Genomic DNA, 22,287 nt, shown 5'->3' on the forward strand with positions numbered 1-22,287 from the left:
GCACGGGAGTTCTTGCATTGACCGACATCTGGACCGTCCGCAGCCTGAAGGCCGCGCTCGACACGTCCGAGCCTGCGAAAGCCGGCGAGTTTTCCGCGCGCATTCTGGAGGGCGCTGACCCGGTGCTGCTGGTGACGATGCACCACCACGGCGACCTCGAATTGTTCGTCAACGTGAGCGAGGCGCAGATCGCGTGCTCGACTTTGCTGTGGCCATGCGACGAGCAGGAGGATCAGTTGGCGTTCAACACGTTCCTGCTGAAATCGCAGAAGCTGGTGCCGCTGTCGAACTTCGGGATCGGCACCGTCGATGACCGCGACTATTACGAGCTGTTCGGCGAACTCGCGACGTCGAGCCGGCTCGATACCGTGATCATCGAACTGCGCACGCTTGCCGAGAATGCGATCGATGCGGCCACCGACCTGCGCCACGCGCAGATTCCCGCCGCCTGAACTGATACAAACGGAGAGACTGGCATGGCCATCTGGAGCAAGCTTTTCACCCTCGGTCGTGCCGGTGCGCACGAAGCGGGCGCGGCGGTCGTCGATGCGAACGCGCTGCGTATCCTAGACCAGGAAATTCGCGATGCCGACAAGGCGCAAGGGAAAGCGCGCGACGATCTCGCGGGGCTGGTAGCGCGGCGCCGCATCCTCGAAACCGAAGTCGAGAGCTTCCGTGCCCAGGCGACGAAGTACGAGGCTTCGGCGCGGATCGCGGTCGAGAAGGGCAATATGGATCTCGCGCGCCAGGTCGCGCAGCGGATCGCAGACCTCGAGCAGGACATCGCGCTGAAGTCCCCGCAGGTCGAGGACATGCGCGCCGCCGAGGAGCAGATCCATACGGCCGTTGCGCAGACCGATCGGAAGATCGAACAGCTCCGCCGCGAGGTCGAGGTCGTCAAGGTCAACGAGTCGGTGCAGAAGGCGCAGGCCTCGGTCGCGTCGGGCAGCATGGGCGCCGGCAACAAGCTTGGCTCGGCGGCGGACAGCCTCGCGCGCATCCGTGAACGCCAGGCGATCCGCGGCGAGCGGATCAAGGCGGCGGGCGAACTGGAAGACCGTCGCACCGGCGCCGATCTCGACGAGAAGCTGCGGCTGGCGGGCATCGGTCCTGGCCAATCGTCCGCGGATGACGTGCTCGCGCGCCTGACCGCGCCGAAGACGCCGCAAGTCGGCCAGACGTTGCAGATCGAGCAGCGCGACGACTCCAAGACGTCGGACTCCTGATGCGCCGGATCGCGGTCGACCCGCGCGGCGACTGGCGCGAACGGGCCGACGCGATCGGGTTCGTCTATCACGACACGGATGGCGAACCCTATTGGGACGAGGGCGCGGCCTACGCCTTCACGCTGGCGGAGATCGAGGACGACCTCGAACCCGCCGCGGAACAGCTGCACGCGATGTGCCTCGATCTCGTCGACGAGGTGGTCCGCGACCAGCATTTGATGGAACGCCTCGCTATCCCGCGCGAGCAATGGAACTACGTCGCCGAGACGTGGCGGACGCGCCAGCCGTCGCTCTATGCGCGGTTCGATTTCGCCTATGACGGGACCGGGCCGGCCAAGCTCTACGAATATAACGCCGACACGCCGACCTCGGTGTTCGAATGCGCGACGTTCCAGTGGATGTGGCTGGAGGACCTGCTGGCTAGCGGTGCGTTGCCGGCGGGGACGGACCAGTTCAACAGCCTGTTTGACAAGCTGCGCGAGCGGTTCCGCGCTCTTTTTCCAAGCGGCGGCTTCGTCCATTTCGCGGCGGATGCGTCGGCGATCGAGGATCGCCAGACGGTGCGGTTCTTCGAGGATCTGGCGTCGCAGGTCGGGATCGAGCCGAAGTTCGTCGAGATGAAGGACATCGGCCTCGCCGCGGACGGGCGCTTCGTCGACACCGACGGTTTCGAGGTGCAGGCGGCGTTCAAGCTGTATCCGTGGGAGTTCATGCTCCGCGAGCCCTACGCGCCGAACCTGTCGCGCGCCGACGTGCGCTGGATCGAGCCGGCGTGGAAGTCGATCCTGTCTAACAAGGGCATCCTCCCGCTGCTGTGGGAGCGGCATCCCGAGCACCCCAACCTGCTCCCCGCGTTCTTCGACGACGATCCCGCCGCGAAGATCCTCGGGCCTAAGTATGTGCGCAAACCGCTGTTTTCGCGTGAGGGTGCGAACGTCGAGGTGATCGGCGAAGAAGGCCACGCCGTGCTCGACCAGGGCTATGGCGCGGAGGGCGCGATCCGCCAAGCCTATGCGCCTCCACCCATGTTCGATGGCCGCCATCCGGTGATCGGCGCGTGGATGGTCGGTAACGAAGCCGCCGGGATCGGCGTGCGAGAAGATGACACGGTCGTGACGCGCAATCTCGCGCGGTTCGTGCCGCATATCATCGAGGCGAATGATGACTGACGCGCGAGAGCTACCCCCGTTGCCGCCGATGGAGCGGCTGGTCGAACTGATGTTCGACGCCGCACGGACGGGGCGGGACGAGATGATCCCGGCGCTGGTGCAGGCGGGCGTCGATATCGAGGTGACCGATGTGAAGGGCTACACGCCGCTGGTGATCGCGAGCTACAACGGCCAGGCGGAGGCGACCGCGGCGCTCCTCGCGGCCGGTGCGCAGGTCGATGGCGCGGCGGACGCGCAGGGCAATACCGCGCTGATGGGCGTCTGTTTCAAGGGCTATACCGAGATCGCACAGATCCTGCTTGACGCAGGCGCCGACGTGAACCGGCGCAATGGCGTCGGCCAGACTGCGTTGATGATGGCGGCGCTGGTGAACAAGACGGTGATCATCGACCTCTTGCTGGAACACGGTGCGGATGCGGCGATCGTGGACGCTGCGGGGAACAGCGTGCGCTCGCTGGCGGAATCGCAGGGCAACACGGCGTTGGCAGCGCGGTTTTCGGCCTAACAACCGAGTGCTACCACCCCGGCGAAGGCCGGGGCCCAATTGGCAAGGCTGCAGTAACAAAGGACCGCGCGTCGTTATTGCCGGCCCCCAATTGGGCCCCGGCCTTCGCCGGGGTGGACCTCAACCGATCGCTAGGGGGTGTCATCCGCCCCATGCGTCTTCGGCAACACCGCCCCGACATGCGCCTCACCCCGAGCCTCAGCCAGCCGCATCTGCCGCTCGCGCTCGGCATAGCCCGCCCGCTGAGTCTCATCCCGCGCATCATGACACGCCGGGCAACTGATCCCCTCCGCGTATAACGGCAATGAACGGTCCGCGACGCTCACCGGCATCCGGCACGCATGGCACAGCACATGACTTCCCAACGCGAGTCCATGTCCAACCGCAACCCGCTGGTCGAAAACGAAACATTCCCCCTCCCAAAGACTCTCCGCCGCGGGCACGGTCTCCAGATACTTCAGGATGCCACCCTTGAGGTGATACACCTCGTCGAGCCCCTCGGCCTTCAGGAACGCGGTCGACTTCTCGCACCGTATCCCCCCGGTGCAGAACATCGCGATCTTCGGCGGCGGGCCGTCCCCGACCAGTTCGTCGCGATGCTCGCGAAACCACGCGGGAAATTCCCGGAACGTCCGCGTTTGCGGATCGACCGCGCCGGCGAAAGTCCCGACCGCGACCTCATAGTCGTTGCGCGTATCGATCACGATCGTCCCCGGCTCGGCGATCAGCGCGTTCCAGTCCTCGGGCTCGACATAATGGCCGACGCCCTCCAGCGGATCGATCGCAGGCTCGCCCATCGTCACGATCTCGCGCTTCAGCCGCACCTTCATCCGGTGAAACGGCATCGTCTCCGCGCGCGACTCCTTGACGTCGAGATCGGCGCACCCCGGCAGCGCACGGATATGCGCGAGCACCGCGTCGATCCCCGCCTCAGACCCGGCGATCGTCCCGTTAATCCCTTCCGCGGCAAGCAGCAAGGTCCCCTTCACCCCGTTCGAACAGCACGCGAGCGCAAGCGGCGGCTGGATCGCGGCGATATCGGCGAACGGCGTGAAGCGGTACAGCGCCACGACGCGGATGGGGAGGGTTTCGGTCATCGGTTCATCGTGCAGGGGAGGAGGTGCGCTCCCCTTAGCGCAAGTCGCCCGCCGCGTCAGCCTGCGGTAACGATCATCCCGTCGACCACCGCGACTGGCCATGGCGTCAGTCGCGTGCCCCCGCACGGTCCGCCGACGCACGCGCCGCTGTCGATCTCGAACAGCGCAGAGTGCCAGCTACACGCGATCAGGTCCCCGCGCGGCGTGAGATACTCGTCGAGCACCTGCGCGAGCGGCAGGCCCATGTGCGGGCAGCGATCGACATAGCCGAACACCGCGTCGTCCTTGCGCACGACAAAGCCGTGGAAGCGGCCGGCGCGCATCTGGAGTACGAAGTTGCGCGCCTTCCCGTCCGTGATCGCGTCGAGCGGCGCGAGCTTGATGCCGCCGGGCGTTGCGGTCAGCCGCTCGGCATCGCTCATGCGGGGTCGGCATCCGGCTGCCGGTCTGGGTGCGCAGCGGCGAAGGCGGGGAGGGTGCGGGCGTTCTCTGCCGCCGCTTTGAGCTTCGGGTAAGGCGAGAGATCGATCGCAAACCGTTCTGCGGAGTAGACCTGCGGGACGAGGTGGCAATCGGCGATCGTCGGTGTCGCGCCGAACGCGAAGCCGTCGCCATGCCGCGCGATCTGCGTCTCGAGCGCGGCGAAACCGTCGCCGATCCAGCGCGCGATCCACCGGTTCACCGCCGCCCCGTCCGCCCCGAACTCGGTACGCAAGGCATTCAGGATACGAAGATTGTTCACCGGGTGAATGTCGCACGCGATCGTCGCCGCCATCGCACGGACGATAGCCCGGTCGTTCGAGGCGGCAGGAAGCAGTGGCAGATCCAGGTACGTCTCGTCGATCCATTCGAGGATCGCGGAGCTCTGCGTCAGGACCGCGTCTTCGGTCTCCATCGCTGGCACCAGGCCTTGTGGATTGAGCGCGCGATACCCCGCCTCGCGTTGCGCACCTTTGCGAAGGTCGTGCGTAACCTGCGCATACGCCACGCCCTTCAGCGCAAGCGCGATGCGGACGCGGTAGGCGGTGGTCGAGCGCCAGTAGCCGTGCAGAGTAAGGCTCACCTCGGTAGGACCGCCTTCGGAAAATCCGACCAGACCGCATCGTAATCGAGCTGCGAATGCTCCAGCGCATAGGCGGTCGGCTTGTACGGCCAGCAGCTCTCCAGCATGAACGCCATCGTCCCGTCGATCTTGTGCGGCTTCAGGTCGGCCGCGCTCGCACCCTGCCAGCTCGCCAGATCCGGCCCATGGCCCGACATGAGGTTGTGCAGCGAGATGCCACCGGGCGCGAACCCCTCGGCCTTCGCATCGTACGCGCCGGTGATCAGCCCCATCGCCTCGGACATGACGTTGCGGTGGAACCAGGGCGGGCGGAACGTGCCCTCGGCGACCATCCAGCGCGGCGGGAAGATCACGAAATCAGCGTTAGCGCGCCCGGGCACGTCACTCGGCGAGGTCAGCAGCGTAAAGATCGAAGGATCGGGATGATCGAAACTGACCGTGTTGATCGTGTTGAACCGCGACAAATCGTAGCGCCACGGCGCGAGATTGCCGTGCCACGCGACGACGTCGAGCGGCGAGTGATCGAGCGTCGTGGTCCACAGCGACCCCATGAACTTCTGGACGACCTCGACCGGTTCGTCGCGATCCTCGAACCACGCGACCGGCGTCTCGAAATCACGCGGGTTGGCGAGGCCGTTGGCGCCTATCGGGCCGAGATCGGGCAGGCGGAACAGCGCGCCGTGGTTCTCTGCGACATAGCCCCGCGCTTCGCCATCGGGAAGTTCGGCGCGGAAGCGGACGCCGCGGGGGATCAGCGCGATCTGGCCGGGGGCGACATCGATCCGGCCGAGTTCGGTCAGCAACCGGAGCCGCCCGGCCTGCGGCACGAACAGCAGCTCGCCGTCCGCATCCATGAACACGCGCGAAATCATATCGGTGTTGGCGGCGTAGACGTGGAGTGCGACGCCTTCGAGATCGGCGGGATCGCGGTTGGCAAGCATCGTCGTCATGCCGTCGATCAGGTCGGTACCAGGGGCGGGCGCCTCGATCGGATCCCAGCGCAGGCGGTTGGGCGCAAGCGGCGCGTCGGTGGTCCCGAGCGCGAACCGCTGAGCGCCGGTATAGCGCTCGAACGGCGGATGCTCCGCGGTCGGGCGCATCCGGTAAAGCCAGCTGCGGCGGTTCTCGTGGCGCGGCGCGGTGAAGGCGGTACCGGAGAGCTGCTCGGTGTAGAGCCCGAACGCGGGGCGCTGCGGCGAATTGCGGCCGATCGGGAGCGCACCGGGGATCGTCTCGGTCGATACGTGGTTGCCGAAGCCGGGCTGGTACGCTCCGCTGTCTTCGGTCTGGCCGGCGGTCTCGCCTGCGGCATTGGTCGGCTGGTGGATTGTCATGGCTTCCTCTCCGTCACCTGTTCCGATCAACGCCCGAACCGCCGGCCGTTCAAACTCTTTTCGAACCGCGACCCCGTCGGTCACGGCGAAGCCGCGCCCTATGGGGCAGCTCCGTCCGCGCCGGCCGGTCGACGGCAGCGCCTGCGCGCTGCATCTCGACCGAAGCTGCGCTTCGATCCTCGATCAGGCGTCGACGGTGATCACCCCACGACGGATCTGGTCGAGCTCAATGCTCTCGTACAGCGCCTGGAAATTGCCGTTGCCGAAGCCCTCATTCCCCTTGCGCTGGATGATTTCGAAGAAGATCGGCCCGAACATGTTCTCGGTGAAGATCTGCAGCAACAGCCCCTCCTCGCCGACATTGCCGTCGATCAGGATGCGGTTGCGGCGCAGGCGTTCGAGGTCGTGGCCGTGGTTCGGCACGCGCTTGTCGACCAGTTCGTAATAGGTCTCGATCGTGTCCTGCAGCTTGACGCCGCGCGCGCGCAGCTTCTCGACCGTCTCGAAGATATCGTCGGTGGTCAACGCCAGATGCTGGATGCCCTCGCCGTTGTAATCCTTGATAAATTCCTCGATCTGGCTCTTGTCGTCCTGGCTCTCGTTGAGCGGGATCCGGATCGCGCGGTCGGGCGCGATCATCGCCTGGCTGAACAGCCCGGTCGCCTTGCCCTTGATGTCGAAATACTTCTGCTCCTCGAAGCCGAAGATCTGCCCGTAGAACTCGGCCCAAGTCCGCATCTGGCCACGCTTCACATTGTGCGTGAGGTGATCGAGCAGATCGAGGCCGACGTTGTTCTCGGCTTCCGCTTCGGCCGCGCCCGGAACCGCATTCCAGTCGTCGTACAGGCTGCCGGCCGCGCCGTGCTTGTCGACCAAATACAGTAGCGAACCGCCGATCCCTTCGAGCACATAGCTGCCCTCGCCGAGCGCGCCCATGCTGGCATCGGCTGCCTTGGCGCCGCGAGCGAGCGCCGCGTCGAACGCTTCCTTTGCATCGTGAACGCGGAACGCCATGCCGCTCGCTGACGGACCGTGATCCGCGCGGAACGCAGCTGCGTGGCCACCATCCTCGCGGTTGAGCAACAGGTTGATGCGGCCCTGCTTGTAGCGCGTGACGGCCTTGGTCGGGTGGGTCGAGGCGGCGACGAAGCCGAACTGCTCGAACTGCGCGGCCATCCGGTCGGGATCGGGCGAGGTGAATTCGGCGAACTCGAACCCGTCGAGACCCATCGGGTTTACGTCCATATGGTCCATGATCACATCCTGACAGTTGGTATCCGTTGTTACCAATCTGGCGGGTTGAACAACTGGTGTCAATCGTTACGATTTCCACATGGCTCACCGTGCACTCGTTCTGGACGATTTCATCCCGTATCGCCTGTCGATCACTTCGAACCTCGTCAGCGAGGCGGTGGCGGACACGTATGAGGCGCTGTTCGGGCTGACGATCCCGGAGTGGCGGCTGGTGGCGGTGGTCGCCGAGGCGGACGGGATCACGCAGCAGCAGGTCGGCCAGCAGACGCGGATGGACAAGGTCACGGTGAGTCGCGCGGCGATCGCCTTGGTCGAACGCGGGCTGATGCAGCGGCATGCGAACCCGGAGGATCGGCGATCGCATCTGCTGCGACTCACGGACGACGGCCACACGCTCTATGCGTCAGTCGCACCGAAGGCGCTCGATCTGGAGCGGCGGATCTTTGCCGGGTTCTCAGGCGCGGAGGTCGAGCAGTTCGTCGCGATGCTGAGACGGATCGATGCGGTGACGATCGACCTCGTTCAGGAATCCCACGGCGGCGTTGGCGACCAGAGGCCGCGCAGGTAATCAAGCAGTGCGGACGTGCCCGACGACACGGCACCGCGAGCATGCACCGCGTAAATCCCGACCTCCGCAGACCCGGCGCGTTCAGGCAAGACGCGGACGAGTCGGCCGCTCGCGAGATCAGCGCTCACATCCCAGAGAGAGCGCAGCGCGATGCCAACTCCGGCCAGTGTGAGCTCGCGCACGACTTCACTGGAATTGGTCGCGACGTAGCTCGGGCGGTCGATCGTAACTTCGCCTTCTGGTCCGGTAAGCCGCCACGGCATCTGGCCCTTTGCTGCAAGCAGGCGGTGTTTCGTGAGATCGGCCACGTCCCGTGGCGCAACGTAGCTCGGTGCGGCGCAGAGAACGCGGCGGCTGTCGGCGAGACGATAGCCGGTCAGGCTCGGCGGTATGGCAGGCGCGATCCGGATCGCGAGGTCGAGCCGGTCACCGATGACGTCGGCAAAACCGTCGGACAGGTCGAGGTCGAGTTCGATCGCAGGGTGCGCGTCGAGGAACGGCTTCAGGTGTGGCGCGATGTGCAGACGCCCGAACGAGGTCGGCGCGCTGACCCGCAATGGCCCCGCCGGCGTCTCGGCGCGGTCCGACACGCGCGCCTCGGCGTCGCGGATCGCGGCGAGGATTTCCACCATGTCGCGGTGATACGCCGCGCCCCGCGGGGTTAGCTCCAGCCGCCGTGTTGTCCGGTTGAGCAACCGCACGCCCAGCCGCGCTTCCAGCCGCGCGATCCGCTTCGACACCATCGCGGGCGAGATGCCGAGCGATCGCCCCGCCGCACTTAAGCTGGCCGTGCGGACGACCTCGGCGAAGAGGACGATGTCGGGATCCATTCGTTCTCCAGGCGATCAACAGCTTTCGGTTTATAGCGTCTAGTGGAGAAGGTGGCGGGCGTCTATCGTGTCGCCAGAGCATAGGAGAGCAACATGGCCGAGATGATCGAAAAGGCAGGCCTGAAGGTCGCCGCATCGCTGGTGGACTTCATCGAAACGCAGGCGTTGCCGGGGACGGGTCTCGATGCCGCCGCGTTCTGGCAGGGCGTGTCCGACATCTACGCCCGGTTCGCGCCGGAGAACGCCGCGCTGCTCGCTGTCCGCGATGACCTTCAGGCTAAGATCGACACGTGGCACGAAGCCCGCACCGGCAAGCCGATCGACCAGGTGGAGTACCAGGCGTTCCTGCGCGAGATCGGCTATCTGGTCGACGAGCCGGCGTCTTTCGCGGTCGCCCCGACCAACGTCGATGCGGAGGTTGCATCGCTCGCCGGCGCGCAGTTGGTGGTGCCGATCCTCAACGCGCGCTTCCTGCTGAACGCGGCCAACGCACGCTGGGGGAGCCTGTACGACGCGCTCTACGGGACGGACGCAATTCCGGGCGTGGCGTCCGGCAAGGGCTATGACGCGGCACGTGGCGCGCAGGTGATCGCTTGGGCGAAGGCGTTCCTTGACGATGCGGTGCCGTTGGCGAGCGGGTCGTGGACCGACTGGACGGGTGGCATGCCTGAGCTCGCCGAGCCGAGCCAGCTCGTCGGGCATGCGGTCGACAACATTCTGTTGCGTCACAACGGCCTGCACATCGAGCTTGTGATTGATCCTCAGCACCCGATCGGTCGTGACGACCCCGCGAACCTCGCCGACGTCGTCCTCGAATCCGCACTCAGCACAATTGCCGATCTCGAGGACTCGATCGCCGCGGTCGATGCCGAGGACAAGGTCGCCGCCTACGCCAATTGGCTTGGGCTGATGAAGGGCGACCTGACCGCGAGCTTCAAAAAGGGTGGCCGTACGGTCACGCGCTCGCTGGAAGAGGACCGTCGCTATACCGCGCTCGATGGCGGTGAGATCATCCTGCCCGGCCGCAGCCTGATGTTCGTGCGCAACGTCGGCCACCTGATGACCACGCCTGCGATCCTGCTCGCTGACGGCCAAGAGGCGCCCGAAGGCATCCTCGACGGTATCGTCACGTCAGTGATCGCGCTCCACGATCTGAAGACCACCGGCCCGATCCGCAACAGCCGCGCGGGCTCGATCTACATCGTCAAGCCGAAGATGCACGGCCCCGACGAAGCCGCGTTCACCAACCGGCTATTCGACGCGATCGAAGACCTGCTCGGTCTCGCGCACCACACGATCAAGGTCGGCGTGATGGACGAGGAACGCCGCACCTCAGCCAATCTCGCCGCCTGCATCGCCGCGGTGAAGGATCGCGTGGTGTTCATCAACACCGGCTTCCTCGATCGCACTGGCGACGAGATGCACACCTCGATGCGCGCGGGCCCAATGATCCGCAAGGGCGAGATGAAGGCTTCGTCGTGGATCAAGGCGTATGAGGATCGCAACGTCCAGATCGGGCTCGCCTGCGGGCTCAGCGGCAAGGCGCAGATCGGCAAGGGCATGTGGGCCGCGCCGGACCGGATGGCGGATATGCTCGAGCAGAAGATCGGGCATCCGATGACCGGCGCGAATACCGCATGGGTGCCGTCACCGACCGCCGCGACGCTGCACGCGACGCATTACCACCGCGTCGACGTTTTCGCGCGGCAGGCGGAGCGGAAGGCCGAGCCGATCGCCTCGCTCGATGCGCTGCTGACGATCGCGGTCGCGACCGGACATAACTGGCAGCCGGACGAGGTACGCGAGGAACTGGAGAACAATGCACAGGGGATCCTCGGCTATGTCGTGCGCTGGGTCGACCAAGGCGTCGGCTGTTCGAAGGTGCCCGACATCCACGACATCGGCCTGATGGAGGACCGCGCGACGCTGCGGATCAGTTCGCAACACATGGCGAACTGGCTGCTCCATGGGATCGCGACGTCCGACGAAGCGGATGCGGCGCTGCGGCGGATGGCGGCGAAGGTCGACGCGCAGAATGCGGGCGATCCGCTGTATCGGCCGATGGCGGGTCATGAGGAGGAGAGCCTCGCGTTCCAGGCCGCCCGCGCGCTCGTGTTCGATGGCCTGACGCAGCCGAGCGGCTATACCGAGCCTCTGCTCCACGCGTTCCGCGCGCGGGCGAAAGAAAGGGACGCTGCCTGATGCCGCTCTACGCGATCGAGGGTAAACAACCGACGCTGGCCGACGACGTCTGGGTCGCGCCGTCCGCCGACGTGATCGGCGACGCGCGGCTGGGGGAGGGGGCTAGCGTCTGGTTCGGCGCAGTGATCCGCGCGGACAATACGCCGATACTCGTCGGTGCGCAGACCAATATCCAGGAGGGCGCGATGCTGCACTCCGACCCCGACGCGCCGCTGACTATCGGTGAAGGCTGCACGATCGGCCATCACGCGATCCTTCACGGCTGCACGGTCGGCGACAACGTGCTGGTCGGGATGGGCGCGACGATCCTCAACAACGCGGTGATCGGCGAGAATTGCCTGATCGGTGCGAACGCTCTGGTGACGGAAGGCAAGGTGTTCCCGGCCGGCAGCCTGATCGTCGGCGCACCAGCCAAGGCTGTACGGGCGTTATCGCCGGAAGCGATTGCCGCGCTGAAGACGTCGGCTTCGGCGTACGCGGCCAAGCAGCGCGTCTATGCCGAGGGACTTAGACTGATCGAAGTATAAGATCCTCCCCCGCCAGGGGGAGGATCTTGAAGGCGTACGCTATCAGAAGGTGACCCGGCCACCCAGCGACAGCACGACCGCGTGCGCGTTCTGGAGGAAGCCGTTGGTGATGATCGGCGTCTGCGCTGCGGTTCCCGCATAGGCTGCGGTTACCCGGTCGATCGTCGTATCGGAGAAGTCGACATAGCTTGCCGCCGCGTCGAGCGCGATGTGCGAGGTCAGCTGGTATGAACCACCCGCGGCGTAGGTCCAGCGGTCGGCGTCGGGCACGCGCGCGTCGCGCAGGCCGTTCTGGGTCGGCGTCTTGGTCCGTTGCACGCCAGCGCGGATCGTCGCCTTGGGGGTGACGTCATAATCGAAACCGCCCGCGAGGCTCCAGCTATCGCGATAGTTTTCCGGGATCGCGGTGTTCAGCGGCGCGCCCAGATCGATCGTGTCGAACTTGCTCCAGTTGTACGCGACCACCTGTGCGTTCAGCGTCAGCGCGTTGGTGGCGCGGACACGGCCGGCGACGATTACCTGGCCCGGCGTGTTGAAGCTCGCTTTCGCGCCGTCGAGCGACACGTTCGACCCCGCCAGCGGGCCGACCAGCCCGGAGATGTCGAGGCTCCCCTTCAGATTGTGGCGGATGCTCGACTTGTAGCTGATGCCGACGGTGGCGAAGTCGTTATGCAGCTGTACGCCGGCGGTCCAACCGAAATCCCAGCCATCGCCCTTGAGCTGCTGGAAGCCGTCCGGCAGCGCCGCCGACACGTTGGGCAACGCGTTGTTGAGGGTTGCGTCGGTATATTCGACGTTCAGTGCACCACCGACGCGGAGCCAGTCGGTCACCGCGACGCCGATCGATGGCTGGATATCGATCGTGCGCAACCGGGTCTTGTCCGCGCTGTACCGTGCCCAGCTGTTCTTCTCGTAGTTCGTCGTGAAGCTGAACGGCGACGTCACGGACACGCCGATCGCGATCCGGTCGGTCAGCGGATAGGCGACCGCGCCCGACGGAACGACACCGTTGTTGATCGGATCGCGCGAGGTGCCGTTGCCGCCGACGGGCGCGAAGGCCTGCCCTGGACGGCGGATCACCGTGCCGTTGTCGATCACGTCGCCCTTGGGAAGGATCGCGGTGGCGCTGATCGCGGCGCTGCCATCGCGGATGCCGGCAATCGCGGCGGGGTTCCACCACAGCGACGAAGGGCCGGTATCGGCGCCTTCACCGGAGAAGGCGCGCCCTGCGCCACGCGCCGACTGCGCTTCGAGATAGAACGCATCGGCATAGGCGGTGCGGGCAAACCCGAAGGCGGACACGAGCGCCGATACCGCGAGAAGTGGAGCTTTGGTGCGAAACGTCATGGATAAGATCCTGAAAGCTATACTGATAGTGGAAGACGGAACAGTGCGGCTCAGCGCACGCGCGTCCAAGTCTGGGTCTTGCAGAGCGGGAAGAAGACGCAGCCGCGCAACTTCAGCTGGTTCGCGCCGAGCGGGGTGATCTTGCCACTGTAGGTCTTGCCGTCCTCGGCATTGTAGACCTGACCGCTGCTCCACACGCCGTCCTTGTCGGGCTTGAACCCGCTCAGCATCTGCATGCCTTGGATCGGGCGATTGCGGAGTGCGGTGTTCGAGTTGTTGGCGTCCTTCATCGAAGGATTGGCGCGCAACGCGTCGGAGGTGAGGATCTTGCCGCAGATCGACGGGCCGCAGCGGGCAATTTCGACGATGGCGTTGTGCGTCTCGGTCTTCCAGCGGCCGATGACGGTCTCGGCGGTGGCGGGCGCGCCCGCGAGCAATGCACCGATAATCAACAGGGACATCTTCTATCCTCTCCTTGGATGTAGGGACGCCGTATCTGTACGGTCGTTAAAATCTTGTCAGGCCAGCGACGTTACCGCGAGCTTGCTGCCGTATACGGCATGTATCGTTTGGCCGTAGAATTGTACGAAGACAAGTCAAGTCTTCTTACTGATTTCGGGCGGCGAAAAAGTGTTCATGAGCCCACTCCGTCATGCTGCGTGCGCCTCCGTCATGCCGGGCTCGTTCAGGCATCCACCGTTCCGCACACTCGAAGATATGGAGCTCGCGGAACGGTAGACCCCGGAACTAGTCCGGGGTGACGGAGTAAGTGGTGGCTCAGTTCCGAAGCGGCTTGCCCGTTTGCAGCATGTGGACGACGCGCGCCTGCGTCCGCGGATCCTTGACGCTCGCCATGAATGCCGCGCGCTCCAGATCGAGCAACTGATCCTCGGTCACCGTGTCGACCAGATCCGCCTCACCGCCGGTCAGCACCTCGGCGAGACGATCCGCGACGACGAGGTCGTAGTCGGTCGCCATGCCCTTCTTGTGGAAGTCTGTCACCGCCATGTTCAGCCCCGTCCGTCCGCTCGCGCCCGCCAGGCGGAAGGTCGGCTTCTCCGGCGCGACATAGCCGTCCACCAGCGACAGCGCCTTGGTCTTCGCATCCGCCAGCAATCGGTCGCGGTTCATCGTGATGCCGTCGGCCTTGCGCAGGATCATCATCTCCTTCGCCTCCGCCGCCGACTTGGCGACCTGCGCGGTAGAGACCGCCTGGAACACCTTCGTCAGCACCGGCATCGGACCGTTCGGCAGCGTGCGCGACTTGGTCCAGCGGTCGAGCATCTCGCCATTGCCGCCCCAGCCGGGAACCAGCCCGACGCCGCACTCGACGAGACCCGCATAGGTCTCGGCATGCGCCTGCACTGCATCGGAGTGGAGCAGGATCTCACACCCGCCGCCGAGCGCGAGCCCGGCAGGTGCGCTGACGACCGGGAAGGGGGCGTATTTCAGTGCCTTGTACGCCTGCTGACCACCCGAGACGCTAGCCTCGACCATGTCCCACAGGCCCGCCCCGACCGCGAACATCGCCGCGCCCAAGTTCGCGCCCGCCGAGAAGTTCGACGCCTCGTTATACACTACCAGCGCCTTGAAGCGCTCGCGGACGACCGGGATCGCCTCGTTGATGAGCGCGACGACCTGATCGTCGAGCGCGTTCATCTTGGTGTGGAACTCGAGCGCCGCGACACCGTCGCCGACATCCCAGAGCGACGCCGACAGGTTCTGGAGGATCGGCTGCGAGCGGAGCTTGATGTCCTCCAGCAGTTCGACACCGTCCGCGCGCGGCACGTCGGCATACTCGCCGCCAGCCGTGAGATACTGACGCTGGCCGTTCTCGACACGGTAGAACGGACGATCGCCCGCGGTCGTCAGGATCGCAGGAACGTCGCGACCTTCCTCGGCAAGCCGCGCGGCGAGCACGCCGGGACCCATCCGGTCGATCAGCTCGAACGGCCCGTATTTCCAGTTATAGCCGAGCTTCATCGCGTCATCGATCGCAACGACATCGTCCGCCGCCTCGCCGACGAGCATCGCCGCATAGGACAGCGTGTTGCCGAGGATCGTCCACGCATAGGTGCCGATCTTGCCCGGCTCCGCGATCAGCGCGGCGAGGTCCTTGCCGGTCTTGCCCGGCAACTCCGAAGGCTTGGCTTCCGCACGATACTCGCCGGTTGCGAGGTCGAGCGACAGCTTGGTCCGCGTCGCCTTGTCGAAACGGTAGAAGCCGCCCTTGCCCTTGCGGCCCGTGAACCCTTCCGCGATCATCTTGTCGACCAGCGGCAGCGGACGGACCGTATCGAAATACGGATCGCCAGCGGGCAGCGTGGACGACAGGCTCTTTGACAGCAGCGGCATCAGGTCGACGCCGACGAGGTCGACCAGCCCGAAGATACCGGTCTTCGGCACGCCCATCGGACGGCCACCGATCTGGTCGGCTTCCTCGACGGTCAGCCCTTGGTCCATCGCCGCGTTGATCGCGATCGCCAGCCAGTAGGTCCCGATGCGGTTGGCGATGAAGCCCGGCGTATCCTTCGCCCGGACGATCCGCTTGCCCATGAAGCGATCGACGAAATCCTCGACCTTCTCCGCGACCGCGACGTCGGTTGCCACGCCGCGGACGATCTCGACCAGCCGCATGTAGCGCGGCGGATTGAAGAAGTGCGTAATAAGGAAGTCGGCCTTGAACTGGTCCGAGCGTCCCTCGACGAGGTTGCCGAGCGGGATCGTCGAGGTGTTCGACGACACCGCGGTGCCCGGACGCTTCAACGCTTCAAGCTTGGCGTACAGCGCCTGCTTGATGTCGAGCCGCTCGACGATCGCCTCGACGATCCAGTCGCACTCGGCGACCCGACCCAGGTGATCGTCGATGTTGCCCGTCTCGACCAGCTTCGTCGCACGCTTCGACATGAAGGGGGCGGGGTCGGTCTTAAGCATCTTGGCGACCGCGCCCTTGGCCACCGCATCGCGGTCGCCGCCCTCGGGCAGGTCGCGCGGCACGATGTCGAGCAGCAGCACCGGGATGCCGGCGTTTGCGACCTGCGCCGCGATACCTGCGCCCATCACGCCTGCGCCGATGACGCAGACCTTTTTCACAGCGTCGACCATCATGCGCGCTCCAGCACCGTTGCGATGCCCTGACCGCCGCCGATGCACTGGGTCGCCAGCGCATAGCGGCCGCCCTCGCGCGCCAGCAGCGACGCCGCCTTGCCGACGATCCGCGCGCCGGTCGCGCCGAGCGGATGACCGATCGCGATCGCGCCGCCATCGAGGTTGATCGTCTCGTCCTTGAGGCCGAGGTCGCGAATGCAGGCGATCGCCTGGCTCGCGAACGCCTCGTTGATCTCGACCACGTCGAGGTCGGCGACGGTGATCCCGGCCCGCTCCAGCGCCTTCTTCGACGCCCCGATCGGGCCAAGCCCCATCGTCTCGGGCGCGCAACCCGACACGCCGATCGACTTGATCCGCGCGAGGATCGACAGCCCGTGCTTCTTGGCGAACTCTTCCGAGGTGACGAGCACTGCCGATGCACCGTCAGTCAGCGGCGACGAGGTACCCGCCGTCACCGATCCATCCGCGCTGAACGCAGGCTTCAGGCCGGCGAGCGCATCGGTGGTCGTGCCGGCGCGGATCGTGCCGTCCTGGCTGACCGGGCCGGCCTTGGTCTGGATCGTCACGATCTCGTCGGACAGCCGGCCATCGGCACGGGCCGCGGCGGCCTTGTCCTGGCTCTTCACCGCGAACGCGTCCTGCTCGGCGCGCGTGATCTGGTAGTTGCGCGCGACGTTCTCGGCGGTCTCGCCCATGCCCATGTACGCGCCGGCGCTCTTCTTCGCGAGCTCGGGATTGGGCAGGGGGTTGTAGCCGCCCATCGGCACGCGGCTCATCGACTCGAGCCCCGCGCAGATGAACGCCTCGCCGGCGCCGACCGCGATCTGGCCGTAGGCGATATGGATCGCGCTCATCGACGAGCCACAGAACCGGTTGACCGTCATCCCACCGACCGAGATCGGCAGGTCGGCGATCTGCGCGATCAGCTTGGCGACGTTGAGGCCCTGCTCGCCCTCGGGGAACGCGCAGCCGAGGATGATGTCCTCGATCTCGGCGGGATCGACGCCTGTCTTGCCGAGCAACCCGCGAATCGTCTGCGCGGCGAGATCGTCCGGACGGACGCGGGCGAGGTCGCCCTTGCCGGCGAGGTGGAACGGCGAACGGGCGTACCCGGCGATGACGACGTTGGTCACGATGATCCTCTCATATTGCGGTCGACCCGGTTAACGCTTGCGGGTTACCCTTAAGGTGCGATACCTCACCTTTACGTCAAGGTGAAGCGGCCGACAATATGGCTTACGCACACCATGTTATGGAGAGCGAGATGCAGGACACTTCCGGGGGCAAGGCGATCGGGGTACCGTTGCTGGGCGAGCCGCGGCTGCTGGGCGACATGCTCGATGCGTCGGTCCGTCGGTTCGGGTCGCGCAACGTGCTCGATTTCATGGGTCGGACGCTGACCTATGCCACGCTCGGCGAGTCGGTCGACCGGGCAGCGCGGGGGCTTCAGGACATGGGTGTCGTGAAGGGCACGCGCGTTGCGCTCTGCCTGCCGAACACGCCTTATTATCCGATCCTGTTCTTTGCGATCCTCAAGGCCGGCGGCGTCGTCGTCAACGTCAACCCGCTCTACGTCGAGCGCGAGCTGGCGCATCTGCTCGAGGATTCGGGCGCGACGATCATCGCCACGTGCGACATCGCCGAGATCCACGCGCGCGTGCTCAAGGTCGCGGGGCAGATGGGCGTGAAGCACGTCATCACCTGTCCGATCGCCGGCGCGTTGCCGACGCTGAAGTCGATCGCCTACCGCATCTTCAAGCGTGCCGAGATCGGTCGGGCACCGACTGACGCGCGCCATTCCACGTTCGACGCGCTGCTCAAGGCGAAGGGTGCGCCGTCCCCCGTTACCGTTTCCCCGGACGAGGTCGCGGTGCTGCAATATACCGGCGGCACGACCGGCGAGCCCAAGGCGGCGATGCTCAGCCACGCAAATCTCGTCGCGAACGCCGATGCGATGGTCGTGTTCGTCGGTGGCGAGCAACCGCATCAGGACCGCGTGCTTGGCGCGTTGCCGCTGTTCCACGTCTTCGCGCTGACCACCGTGCTGACCTATTCGATTCGCACCGGCGCGGAGATGATCCTGATGCCGCGCTTCGAACTCGGAGCGCTGCTGAAAACGATCGCGCGCACCAAGCCCAGTTATTTCCCCGCGGTGCCGACGATCTACGCCGCGATCACCACCGCCGCCGAGACGCAGAAGATCGACCTGTCCTCGATCCACGCGTGCATCTCGGGCGGGGCACCGCTGCCGGCGGAGGTGCGGATCGCGTTCGAGGCGGCGACCGGCGCCAAATTGTGCGAGGGGTATGGTCTGTCCGAAGCCTCGCCGATCATCACGTGCAACCCGATCGATGGCCTCAACAAGCCGGGCTCCGCCGGGCTGCCCTTTCCCGGCACGACGATCGAGATCCGCGACCGCGAGGACCCGACCCGATTGCTGCCGATCGGCGAGAATGGCGAGATCTGTGCGCGTGGGCCCCAGATCACGCAAGGCTATTGGCACAAACCCGCCGCCACCGCCGAGCTGTTCGCGGACGGCGCGCTGCGGACCGGTGACGTCGGGCACCTCGACGCGGACGGCTATCTGTTCATCGTCGACCGGATCAAGGACCTGATCCTCGCCGGCGGCTACAACGTCTATCCGCGCGTGATCGAGGAGGCGCTGTACGAACACCCCGCCGTGCTCGAAGCCGTGGTGATCGGCGTTCCCGACAAATACCGCGGCCAGGCGCCGAAAGCGTTCGTCGTGCTGGCCGAAGGTACGGTCGCTACCCCGCTCGAACTGCGCGATTTTCTTCGGGACAAGATTAGCAAGATCGAGCTTCCCCGCGAGGTCGAAATCCGCGACAGTCTCCCCAAGACGCTGATCGGCAAGCTATCCAAAAAGGAACTTGTCGCTGAAGAGACCGCAAAGGCGGCGGCGTCGGAGGCGAGGGGAGTGGACGCGTGAACGACCGACAGGACGATCTTACCGGTATACAAGAGGTCTCGCGCATGCTCGGCGTGAGTGCGCGAACGTTGCGGTTCTATGAGGACAAGGGCCTGATCGAGCCCTGCCGGATCGGCACGACGCGCGTCTACACGCGGCGCGAAGTGGCCCGGATGCAGCTGATCCTGCGCGGTAAACGTCTCGGTTTCACGCTACGCGACATCGAGGAGTTCCTCGACCTCTACGACGCCGACCCGCAACATGTGGAGCAGATGCGCGCGCTGGCCGAACGCTGTCGCCAGCGGATCGACCTGCTCGACGCGCAACGCGAGGCGATCGTGCAGACGCGCGACGAGCTGGAGAAAATCGAGCAGGAGGCGCTCGCGCGCATCCCCGCGGGAACAGCGTGATAGCTCGCGCTGAGTGTGAAATCTGAGCGCCAAACTATGAAAAAGATTCCACCCCGGCGAAGGCCGGGGCCCAATTGGGAGGATTGGGGTAAGTATACGCAGCGCTAATCAGCGACGTTACCCAATTGAGCCCCGGCCTCCGCCGGGGTGGTCATTTGCTGATCCTCCCCTGACGGGGGAGTATCAGCAAATTCGAAACCCCGAAGCTTAAAGCCCCACTACGCCACCGTCATTCTTCGTGATCACGATCGTCGCCGACCGCGGCCGTGATGGCGTGGTCACCGCACCCGCCTGATTGGCGGGCCAACTGCTGGTAATGTTCGTCGGCCCACCATTCTCGCCGGGATGCTGGATGTTGACGAACAGCGACCGGCCGTCCGGCGTCGAATGGATGCCGGTGATCTCGCACTCCTTCGGCCCGACCAAGAAGCGCCGCAGTGCCGCCCCCGGTGCCTTGCCGATCCGCGTCGTCACCGAGCCGGTTGCCGCACCGATCGTGTTCGTCACCGTCCGCGTACCGCCATCGTTGACGATTCCCGGCACCGAGGCGAGCAGCATGCAGTTGGTCACGTCGGTGTACGCGCTGTCGTCGGTCTCGATCCACATCACCGGCGCGATCGTGCCCGACGCATTGCTCGGCAGGCCGAACCACAGGCCATCCGGCGACGAGAAGTCGTTGCTCGCATCGAGCCCCGACAGGTTGATGTTGGTCGCATCCAGATCGGAGCCGGCTCCGAACGCATAGATGTCCCACGCGAAGGTCGTCGCTTCCGACGTATCGCCCGTCTCGCGCAGACGGATGATGTGACCGTTGGCGTTACCGGTGGTCTGGCCGGTTGTGGTCTTCGGATCAACGTAGGCGCGCGGATTGGACGCATCCGCGGTCGCCACGGTCCGCGACGAGTTGTTGGTGAGCGTGCAGTACATCTCACCGGTCGCCGGGTTCACCGCGGTCCACTCCGGCCGATCCATCCGCGTCGCACCAAGCGCATCCGCGGCAAGTCGCGTATTGATCAGCACATCGATCTGGCTCGAGAACGGATACGCCGCATTGGCCGAGGTGAGAGGTCCCTGGCCAAAGACCAGCGGGAGCCACTGGCCGCTACCGTCCGCTGCGAACTTCGCAACGTAAAGCGTTCCGGTATCGAGATACTTGTCACCCATCGCCAACCGGTTCGCCGCCGTTGCATCGCTTGCCGACCAGGGCGTCGCCGACACGAACTTGTAGATATACTCGTTCTGCGCATCGTCGCCCATGTAGAACGCCGGCTTCACGCCAGCGATCGTCCGACCGATCTGGCAACCCTCATGGTTCATGCGCCCGAGCGCTGTGCGCTTGCGCGGCGTCGATGACGCATCGAACGGATCGATCTCGACGACCCAGCCATACTGGAAGATCTCGTTGCGGAAATCGCCCGTGCCGTCGGCGGGGGCGCCGGCCTGCGCGGTGATGTTCCAGCGCGAATAGACCGTGCTGGTCGTGTCTGCCGGCGTGACCGACCACCAGCCATAGTTGCCAGCCGTGCTGCTGCTGCTCTCGGTCTTGCCATACCGCGCGAGCGACGTGTTGGCTTTTACGCCGATCGGGCCGCTCGCTGCACGACGTGCACCGTCGCCGACCTCGCGGCGGAAATAGCCGACCCAGTTCTCTTCGTTCGTCAGGTATGTGTGCCAAGGCATTGTGCCATTGGCGCAATTGTTGATCGTGCCGCGTCCCGTCGTGGCATCGGGCGAGTAGCGCGTCTTGAGGCTGTCGGCGCCGCGCACCGGCCCCGAGAAGCTCATCGGCGTCAGCGGGGTGATGCGGCGGTTGAACGACGAGGTGGTGACATAGCTCCATGCGGCGGCGCGGCTGATCTCGATCACCGACACGCCGTGGCACTCCATCTCCTTCAGCGCCTCGGCTTCGGGACGGACGCCGCCGGTCGTGGTCGGGCCATTCGGATGCAGATAGGCCTGCGTGATGTTCTCGTGGTTGAGCACGAGCAATCCGCGCGTGTTGCCATCGGCATCGGGCGTGCCGGCGGCGGACAGCCCGAAATAGCTCATGCCGTCGTGGTGATCGCCGGCGCGCTTCGAGAAGGTCGTATCGCTGCCGTCATTGGCATAGGCGCCGACGCCACTGCCGATCGGATCGCCGAGGCGGTAGAGCACCGTCACCGCATAGCCGGTCGGCACCGCGACGACATCGGCGAGGCTCTTCGCCACCGCGGTGAAGCCGAGCGAGGCGGCACCCACCGTCACGCTGGTCGAGGCAGTGACCGATCCGCGCGCCGATACGGCGGTGAACAGGAAGGTCAGGACGGTACCAGCGGCCGCACCGGGTACGACGAACGTCGCGGTGCTGGTGGTCGCGCCTGCGAGCGTGACGCTCGGGCCGGCGGTCTGCGTCCAGCTGACGCTGTCGACCTGGCCGATGGCGGCCCCGGTCAGCGTCGCCACGCGACCGGCCGATGCACTGCCGCCTGCGGTCGCGGTGACCGTGACGGGGCTCGCGCCGCCGTCATTGTCGTCATCGCACCCGGTCAGCAGCATGCCGCCGAACACCGCCGCGGCGGTGGCCGACATGCCGCCCATCAACGTCTGGCGGCGCGAATAGCGGACCTCGATCAGGTCGTTGAGGTGCGGGTTGGCGGTCGGATTGGTGTCGATATCGCCGTCGGTATAGATGGTTTCGAACGTCATGATTGGTCCCCCCGGGGATGAATGGTCGGTGCG

Annotated in this window: 20 protein-coding genes; 9 read left to right on the forward strand and 11 right to left on the reverse strand. The window is 65.7% G+C overall.

Annotated features, from left to right (window positions below; genetic code table 11):
• The first annotated feature begins 17 nt into the window (after window positions 1-17).
• From C8J44_RS01595 to C8J44_RS01610, 4 genes are read left to right on the forward strand one after another with little or no spacing between them, the layout of a single operon-like run.
• Window positions 18-452: a YjfI family protein gene (locus tag C8J44_RS01595; RefSeq protein WP_121903104.1), complete on the forward strand. Its 435-nt coding sequence runs from the start codon at window positions 18-20 to the stop codon at window positions 450-452.
• Between the two features lie 24 nt (window positions 453-476).
• Complete coding sequence (locus C8J44_RS01600) at window positions 477-1,226, forward strand: PspA/IM30 family protein (RefSeq protein ID WP_056049207.1); 750 nt, start codon at window positions 477-479, stop codon at window positions 1,224-1,226.
• The gene (locus tag C8J44_RS01605; RefSeq protein ID WP_121903105.1) at window positions 1,226-2,395 is read left to right on the forward strand and encodes a glutathionylspermidine synthase family protein; all 1,170 of its coding nucleotides are present in this window, start codon (window positions 1,226-1,228) and stop codon (window positions 2,393-2,395) included. Before C8J44_RS01600 ends, C8J44_RS01605 begins: the two co-directional genes overlap by 1 nt.
• Entirely contained in the window at window positions 2,388-2,900 is a 513-nt protein-coding gene (locus C8J44_RS01610) for an ankyrin repeat domain-containing protein (RefSeq protein WP_121903772.1), read from the forward strand. Before C8J44_RS01605 ends, C8J44_RS01610 begins: the two co-directional genes overlap by 8 nt.
• Window positions 2,901-3,031: 131 nt before the next feature.
• Here the strand turns inward: C8J44_RS01610 and C8J44_RS01615 are convergent, their stop codons facing one another.
• From C8J44_RS01615 to hppD, 5 genes are all read right to left on the reverse strand, one after another.
• Entirely contained in the window at window positions 3,032-3,997 is a 966-nt protein-coding gene (locus C8J44_RS01615) for a rhodanese-related sulfurtransferase (protein ID WP_121903106.1), read from the reverse strand.
• Window positions 3,998-4,053: 56 nt separating this feature from the next.
• Window positions 4,054-4,419: a Rieske (2Fe-2S) protein gene (locus tag C8J44_RS01620; protein WP_121903107.1), complete on the reverse strand. Its 366-nt coding sequence runs from the start codon at window positions 4,417-4,419 to the stop codon at window positions 4,054-4,056.
• Entirely contained in the window at window positions 4,416-5,060 is a 645-nt protein-coding gene (gene maiA, locus C8J44_RS01625; protein WP_121903108.1) for a maleylacetoacetate isomerase, read from the reverse strand. Before maiA ends, C8J44_RS01620 begins: the two co-directional genes overlap by 4 nt.
• A complete protein-coding gene (gene hmgA, locus C8J44_RS01630) occupies window positions 5,057-6,394 on the reverse strand; it encodes a homogentisate 1,2-dioxygenase (protein WP_121903109.1) in 1,338 nt (445 codons plus the stop codon). Before hmgA ends, maiA begins: the two co-directional genes overlap by 4 nt.
• A gap of 183 nt (window positions 6,395-6,577) precedes the next feature.
• Window positions 6,578-7,648, reverse strand: a complete 1,071-nt coding sequence (gene hppD, locus C8J44_RS01635; protein WP_120300307.1) for a 4-hydroxyphenylpyruvate dioxygenase — start codon at window positions 7,646-7,648, stop codon at window positions 6,578-6,580.
• Between the two features lie 79 nt (window positions 7,649-7,727).
• Between hppD and C8J44_RS01640 the strand changes: the two genes are divergently transcribed.
• Window positions 7,728-8,216, forward strand: coding sequence for a MarR family winged helix-turn-helix transcriptional regulator (locus tag C8J44_RS01640; protein ID WP_183128672.1), 489 nt, complete (start codon window positions 7,728-7,730; stop codon window positions 8,214-8,216).
• Here the strand turns inward: C8J44_RS01640 and C8J44_RS01645 are convergent.
• Window positions 8,171-9,046 (reverse strand): LysR family transcriptional regulator, encoded by an 876-nt coding sequence (locus C8J44_RS01645; RefSeq protein WP_121903110.1) that lies wholly within the window; start codon window positions 9,044-9,046, stop codon window positions 8,171-8,173. The two genes, C8J44_RS01640 and C8J44_RS01645, sit on opposite strands and share 46 nt — an antisense overlap.
• A gap of 102 nt (window positions 9,047-9,148) precedes the next feature.
• On the opposite strand from C8J44_RS01645, the gene C8J44_RS01650 reads away from it, so the two are divergent.
• Both C8J44_RS01650 and C8J44_RS01655 read left to right on the forward strand, forming a co-directional pair.
• Window positions 9,149-11,248 carry a malate synthase G gene (locus tag C8J44_RS01650; RefSeq protein ID WP_404969184.1) on the forward strand — a complete coding sequence of 700 codons (2,100 nt, stop codon included), beginning with the start codon at window positions 9,149-9,151 and terminating at the stop codon, window positions 11,246-11,248.
• The gene (locus C8J44_RS01655) at window positions 11,248-11,775 is read left to right on the forward strand and encodes a gamma carbonic anhydrase family protein (RefSeq protein WP_121903112.1); all 528 of its coding nucleotides are present in this window, start codon (window positions 11,248-11,250) and stop codon (window positions 11,773-11,775) included. The genes C8J44_RS01650 and C8J44_RS01655 overlap by 1 nt, the downstream gene beginning before the upstream one ends.
• A 42-nt stretch (window positions 11,776-11,817) precedes the next feature.
• Here C8J44_RS01655 and C8J44_RS01660 read toward each other — a convergent pair whose 3' ends face one another.
• The 4 genes from C8J44_RS01660 to C8J44_RS01675 form a co-directional block, all read right to left on the reverse strand.
• Window positions 11,818-13,122 carry an OmpP1/FadL family transporter gene (locus C8J44_RS01660; RefSeq protein ID WP_121903113.1) on the reverse strand — a complete coding sequence of 435 codons (1,305 nt, stop codon included), beginning with the start codon at window positions 13,120-13,122 and terminating at the stop codon, window positions 11,818-11,820.
• Window positions 13,123-13,172: 50 nt separating this feature from the next.
• Window positions 13,173-13,583, reverse strand: a complete 411-nt coding sequence (locus C8J44_RS01665; RefSeq protein WP_121885029.1) for a DUF2147 domain-containing protein — start codon at window positions 13,581-13,583, stop codon at window positions 13,173-13,175.
• Window positions 13,584-13,899: 316 nt separating this feature from the next.
• The gene (locus C8J44_RS01670; protein ID WP_121903774.1) at window positions 13,900-16,227 is read right to left on the reverse strand and encodes a 3-hydroxyacyl-CoA dehydrogenase/enoyl-CoA hydratase family protein; all 2,328 of its coding nucleotides are present in this window, start codon (window positions 16,225-16,227) and stop codon (window positions 13,900-13,902) included.
• Entirely contained in the window at window positions 16,227-17,363 is a 1,137-nt protein-coding gene (locus tag C8J44_RS01675) for a thiolase family protein (protein WP_121903114.1), read from the reverse strand. The genes C8J44_RS01670 and C8J44_RS01675 overlap by 1 nt, the downstream gene beginning before the upstream one ends.
• A 131-nt stretch (window positions 17,364-17,494) precedes the next feature.
• On the opposite strand from C8J44_RS01675, the gene C8J44_RS01680 reads away from it, so the two are divergent.
• Entirely contained in the window at window positions 17,495-19,180 is a 1,686-nt protein-coding gene (locus C8J44_RS01680; RefSeq protein ID WP_259466660.1) for a long-chain fatty acid--CoA ligase, read from the forward strand.
• Entirely contained in the window at window positions 19,177-19,569 is a 393-nt protein-coding gene (locus tag C8J44_RS01685) for a MerR family DNA-binding transcriptional regulator (protein WP_121903115.1), read from the forward strand. The genes C8J44_RS01680 and C8J44_RS01685 overlap by 4 nt, the downstream gene beginning before the upstream one ends.
• Window positions 19,570-19,776: 207 nt before the next feature.
• Here the strand turns inward: C8J44_RS01685 and C8J44_RS01690 are convergent, their stop codons facing one another.
• Entirely contained in the window at window positions 19,777-22,254 is a 2,478-nt protein-coding gene (locus C8J44_RS01690) for a PhoX family phosphatase (RefSeq protein ID WP_121903116.1), read from the reverse strand.
• Window positions 22,255-22,287 lie beyond the last annotated feature (33 nt).

It is taken from the genome of Sphingomonas sp. PP-CE-3A-406 (genome assembly GCF_003688625.1).
Lineage (GTDB): Bacteria > Pseudomonadota > Alphaproteobacteria > Sphingomonadales > Sphingomonadaceae > Sphingomonas.